Here is a 5,413-nt window from a genome sequence, read left to right as displayed (position 1 = left end):
CCGCCAAGGCACCCGCAAGGGCACCCGCAAGGGCACCCGCAAGGGGTGCCCCTACGCCGGATGCGGCCTTGCGCCGGTACGGGCACCCCTTGCGGGTGCCCCGTTGTATCCGGTTTCGTATGATGCAATCGCCCTGATCTAGGACATTACACCGCCAGGCAACGTGGGCAGCGCCCAAAGAGTTCGAGCACATGATCGTTGATGTGGTACCCCGTTTGTTGCTCGAGCGTCGTGATGAGATCGCGCAACCCACAGTTATCGAAGCTCTTGAGCGCCCCACACGAGACACAGATCAGGTGGTGTGCGTGGCCCCCGCTAATGCTGTAGCGGTGACAATCTTCGAGACCGTGGATGCGCTGAAAGAGTTCAAGATCACAAAGGAGCTTGACGGTACGAAAGATACTGGCGATGCCGGGCGACTCGTTGCGTTGCAATAACCACTGTTCAAGTTCATGCACCGTAAACGCCTTATCGAGCGCAACAGCCGCCCGCAAGACCGCGAGGCGTGGCTGGGTCACTTTGTACCCTGCCTCAGCCATCTGTGCAGCGAGCTCGTGCGCTGGGGCAGGGAGGAGAGCTTGTTGTTGTTTGAGGAGACGACTCATCATATGCCTCATGAGAGTAAGGATGGAGGCGCTAGGAAACAGGAAGATTGTAACACGATTATGATGATACTAACTATCATTCTTGACAATTTACACGGCAAATGATACTCTATGTCAGGTAGTGTTGATACAATATCTCAATATAAACGGTATGTACAGCCTATTCAGGCGCGAGTGTAGATAAAGATTTCGGGGGGTATGCAGATGCTTTTGCGGAGCAAACGACGAGTGCTTGCGAGTCTCTTTGCCGTGTTGACGTTCTTGCTGGCTGCGTGTGGCACATCACCAGCCGTACAGTCACCAACGGCGGTACCGACTGCGGCACCGACCGCAGCGACTGAGGCCGCACCAGGAACCGAGGCCACAACGCCGCCGACCGATGCTTCCTCAAAGCTGAAGGTTGTCGCAACCTTCAGCATTCTTGGGGATCTGGTGACGAATGTGGCCGGTGATCTGATTGACCTGACGGTGCTGGTTGGGCCGGATAGTGACCCGCATGTCTACCAGCCGGTGCCTCAAGATAGTGTGACCCTGGCTGGGGCGGATGTGATTATTGAGAATGGACTGGAATTTGAAACCTGGTTTGATGCGCTCTATGAAGCATCAGGCTCGCAGGCAACACGGGTCGAGGTTGCCGAGCGGGTGACGCCGCTGCCTGCTGCCGAGGGGCATAGCGCGCACGATGATGAGCACGCGTACGATGAAGAGCACGCGCACGATGATGAGCACGCGCACGATGATGGTCTGGCCCATGCCTGCAAGCACTTTGGCGATGACCCGGTGGCGGTGACAGCGGCCGCAACGTCCGCCGAGGCGACGGTGGTGATGCCCGACGATCATACGCGCTACGATCTTACTCTGAGCAATGGCGAAGGTTTTGTCGCCTTTGAGCAAGACCGCGACGGTGATGTGCTCTTCTTTCTCGGCAGTGACACCCCCCTGACGCTTTTTGCAGGTGATACGCCCCTCGTTCCCGAGTCGGTTGAACCAATCAGCGAAGGGTGCGATGCCGTCAAGGTTCTCTATACCTTTGATCTTGAGCCAGGGAGCTATGTCGTGCAGTTTGGCCCGCAGGCCGAAACGCTGCTCACGCTTGTCTGGGAGCGGGGCGAAGGGCATAGCGAACAAGAGGGGCACAGCGATGATGAGGCTGCGCATGAGGACGACCATGGACACAGCCATGGTGAGTACGATCCTCATATCTGGCAAGACCCCAACAATGCAATGTTGATGGTCGAAGTGATCCGCGATGCCTTGATCGCCGCTGATCCGACCAACGCCGATACCTATCAACTCAATACCGAGCGTTATCTGGCTGAACTGACGGCGCTGGATGCGTTTGTCCAGGCTGAAGTGAGTCGGCTGCCGGTAGAAGCGCGCAAACTGGTCACGACCCACGACACCTTTGCCTACTTTGCCGATCGCTACGAGTTCACGGTTGTCGGCACGGCCCTTGGCACCACAACCGAAAATGCCGATCCGTCAGCAGGTGACCTTGCTGCGCTGGTCAATGAAATTCGCGCTGTCGGCGTGCCCGCTATCTTTGCCGACAATGTGTCGAATCCGACGTTGATGGAGACGATCGCCCGCGAAGCCGGGGTGACCCTGGTGACTGATCTGCATACCGATGCCCTCAGCCAGCCGGGTGGTTCTGCAGGCACATATGTGGCGATGATCCAGCACAATGCCACCACGATTGTCAATGCATTGGCCGAGTAGCGAGGAGCCCGCTTGCCTGGGTGCCCCACGGTGCGCCCAGGCAAGCGAGCAGGGTTTAAGAGGACAACATATGGCTTTCACATATAGTGGCCGGCATCATGTCCATCCGATTGCTGATGCCATGGCACTTGAGCTCGAGCAACTAGTGGTAAACTACCCTGGCTCGCCTGAGCCAGCGCTCGATCATGTCTCACTCAAAATTGCCAGCGGGTTGCGGGTGGCCCTGGTTGGGGCCAATGGCTCGGGCAAGAGCACCCTGCTCAAAACGGTGGCGGGCCTGTTGCACCCGCAGGCCGGCACGATCCGCATCTATGGGCATCCAGTGGGGGCGTGCCATCACCGAGTTACCTATCTGCCGCAGCGTGGCGATGTCGATTGGCGTTTTCCGGTGAGCGTCAAGCAGATGGTGCTTGCCGGGCGCTATGTGCATCTCGGCTGGCTGCGCCGTACTGGGCCGAACGATCGTGCCATGGTGATGCAGGTGCTGGAACGGCTCGGGTTAGAGGAACTGGCCGAACGGCAGATTAGCCAGCTTTCGGGAGGGCAGCAGCAGCGTGCGTTGCTGGCGCGGGCGCTCGTGCAAGAGGCAGATCTCTTGTTGCTCGACGAACCGCTGAGTGCCGTTGATGCGCCGAGTCGGGCGATCATTGCCGGGGTGCTTGCCGATCTGCGTCGTGAGAATCGGACTGCGCTGGTTGCCACGCACCATCTGGATCGGCTTGATGATGAATTTGACCGTGTCATCAGTCTTGAGAACGGGTCTTTGCAGACTGATCGTGTGATTGAGGAGACTGGTCGTCGCCTGGCCCCGGCCAAAGCACCGCGTTATGATCAACTGGCTACTCGAACCATTTAGTTTCACCTTTATGCGGATCGGCCTGGCGGCGGCTATTCTGGTGAGCATCACCTGTGCCGCGCTGGGTTCGTATGTTGTCTTGCGCCGGATGGCATTTATTGGCGATGCGCTGGCCCATACCGTGCTGCCTGGACTCGTCGTTGCGTTTCTGAATGGCTGGAACCTCTTTGGCGGCGCGATCGCCGCTGGGCTTCTGACCGCCCTGGGTATAGGATGGGTCTCGCGGCGCGGGGTGGTACGCGAAGATACGGCGATCGGCGTGCTCTTCACGGCCATGTTTGCCCTTGGCATTCTGATGATGAGCCGGATGAACAGCTTTCGCGACCTGAGCCATATCTTATTTGGCAATGTGCTGGGGGTACGCCTAGGCGACCTGTATATCACCGCTGCAATTGCCGTGGGGGTACTGCTCACGCTGGCCTTGCTGCACAAAGAACTGGAACTGACCAGCTACGACCCAACCTATGCCGAGGGCATTGGCTTGCGTGCTGATCGCCTCCGCACCCTACTCTTGATCTTGCTCGCCTTTACGGTCGTCAGTTGCATCCAGATTGTCGGCGTTGTCTTGACAAGCGCCCTGCTGGTCACACCGGCGGCGGCGGCCGCCCTGCTCACCAACCGACTCCCCCGGATGATGGTACTCGCGGCTATCATCGCGATCAGTTCCTCGATTATCGGGCTCTACGCTTCATACTACGCCAACGTCGCCTCGGGTGCAGCGATTGTGCTGGCCTGCACGGGCAGCTTCTTCCTGGCCTGGGTTTTTCATATGCTTCGCACGCGAGTGGTGCGTGTGTAAGTGCTTCGCTGGTCGGCAGAGCTAACGTCGATAGCTTTGCCGACCAGCGAAGATGCGTGAACTATCGCCCGACGTTTGCATGAATGACGCGACTGCGCTACAGTGTTTGCCAGGACGGCTTATCTGGTGGATCTGTGAAAGTAGAGCGCTATGTCTTCTCAAACAATGCCTGGACGCGCCCCGCGTGAGCATAGTCTGGGGTATGCTGTGGCTGGTGGAGCGGTGATTACCCTGATTTCGATGCTGATTGGCGGGGGGCTGTTTGCCTGGATTCTGCTGGCGACGCGTGGACCTTCGGCGGGTGAGTTGTTGCCTGTTGATACGCAGCTTTATGCGGCGCTGGCCCCGAATGTTGGTGGGGTGGTTGACGTGAATCAGTTGCAGCGCGCCCTGCGCGAAGGCTTTGGGATCAGTGATCCAGCGGCGCTGCTGGAGCCGGTTGAGGCGCTGGCCGGGGTGCCGCTCGAGGGCAATATTGGTACCTGGCTCGGCAGTGAGATGATCGTGGCGGTGCGTGGTGTGGAGGCAGGATCGTTGCAAGGTGTTTCTGATAGCACAGCTTTTCTCAATGACGCCGAGGTTGTCTTGCTCTTTGGTTCAAAGAATGATCCGCAGGCAAGTGCGTTCCTCGAAAAGCATCGCACAGCCCGCGAGGCGCGTGGCGAGACATTCCAGGCAATAAACAGTGGTGAGGTGACGATCTATGCCCAGGAGGGTGGCGCACCAGGTTTGACCACGGCTTTTGCGCTTGTTGATCATTACGTCGTCTTTAGCAATCGGCGTGAAGCGATTGAAGCGATGGTCGCCGTCGAACCGGGCGTAAGCACCAATCAACTGGCGTCCCTTCCTGAATTTCGCACGTTTAGCGCCCAACTGACCCCGCAGCGTGCCGGGGCCGTCTATACCGATGGCACGGCCAATGGCGAAGCGGCGCGTCAGGGCTTGAGTGCCTTGATGCAAAGCCTGATTGCGCCTTAGATTGACATAACTCACTTTTCGCGCCGGGCGGCGGCGACAATCTGCTGGAGGTAGCTCTGCCAGTGTTGCTGATTGGCCCTGGTGATGCGGCGAATCGCTTCGAGATCGCCGCTTTCGCCAGCCTCGTATGCGGCTGCGAGCGACTCTTGAAAGGTGCGCGCTAGATCGGCTACGGCGCGCCGGAGCTCGGCATTGACGGTGCGCTGATGTTCGAGTTGCTCTTGGAGCCATTTGATCAAGCGGGCTTGTTCAGCGAGTTCTTCTTCGTGTGACATTTTGGTATTCTCCTTTGACATGGTTTCAGAAGGGCCGGATCAGCTTTAGAGGGTAGTGCCGACTTCAGTCAGCTGAACTGGAAGCCGACTGAAGTCGGCACTACTTACTGGTGTGTAACCTAAGTTTTCTGCTCTAGGGATTGGCTTCGACAAGCTCAGCCAACGGCGGACGATGGGCGTT

The 5,413-nt window shown here is 58.3% G+C and carries 6 protein-coding genes; 4 read left to right on the top strand and 2 right to left on the bottom strand.

What is annotated here, in order from left to right; translation table 11 throughout:
* Window positions 1–146: 146 nt before the first annotated feature.
* On the bottom strand, window positions 147–608 hold the full coding sequence (locus tag EYB53_RS24910; protein ID WP_254151243.1) for a Fur family transcriptional regulator: 462 nt from the start codon (window positions 606–608) through the stop codon (window positions 147–149).
* A 195-nt stretch (window positions 609–803) separates the two neighbouring features.
* On the opposite strand from EYB53_RS24910, the gene EYB53_RS24905 reads away from it, so the two are divergent.
* The 4 genes from EYB53_RS24905 to EYB53_RS24890 all read left to right on the top strand — a co-directional run bounded on the left by EYB53_RS24905 (window position 804) and on the right by EYB53_RS24890 (window position 4,957).
* Window positions 804–2,324, top strand: coding sequence for a metal ABC transporter solute-binding protein, Zn/Mn family (locus tag EYB53_RS24905; RefSeq protein ID WP_135482252.1), 1,521 nt, complete (start codon window positions 804–806; stop codon window positions 2,322–2,324).
* Window positions 2,325–2,394: 70 nt separating this feature from the next.
* Window positions 2,395–3,180 (top strand): metal ABC transporter ATP-binding protein, encoded by a 786-nt coding sequence (locus EYB53_RS24900; protein WP_135482250.1) that lies wholly within the window; start codon window positions 2,395–2,397, stop codon window positions 3,178–3,180.
* Entirely contained in the window at window positions 3,152–3,979 is an 828-nt protein-coding gene (locus EYB53_RS24895) for a metal ABC transporter permease (protein ID WP_135482248.1), read from the top strand. Before EYB53_RS24900 ends, EYB53_RS24895 begins: the two co-directional genes overlap by 29 nt.
* Window positions 3,980–4,129: 150 nt before the next feature.
* The gene (locus EYB53_RS24890) at window positions 4,130–4,957 is read left to right on the top strand and encodes a DUF3352 domain-containing protein (protein ID WP_135482246.1); all 828 of its coding nucleotides are present in this window, start codon (window positions 4,130–4,132) and stop codon (window positions 4,955–4,957) included.
* Window positions 4,958–4,968: 11 nt separating this feature from the next.
* Here the strand turns inward: EYB53_RS24890 and EYB53_RS24885 are convergent, their stop codons facing one another.
* Window positions 4,969–5,232, bottom strand: a complete 264-nt coding sequence (locus EYB53_RS24885) for a DUF2203 domain-containing protein (protein WP_135482243.1) — start codon at window positions 5,230–5,232, stop codon at window positions 4,969–4,971.
* Between the last annotated feature and the right edge of the window lie 181 nt (window positions 5,233–5,413).

The organism is Candidatus Chloroploca mongolica (genome assembly GCF_004762035.2).
GTDB classification, from domain to species: Bacteria; Chloroflexota; Chloroflexia; order Chloroflexales; family Chloroflexaceae; genus Chloroploca; species Chloroploca mongolica.
Note: the sequence above shows the minus strand (reverse complement) of the source record. Positions and strands in the feature narration are given on the sequence as shown.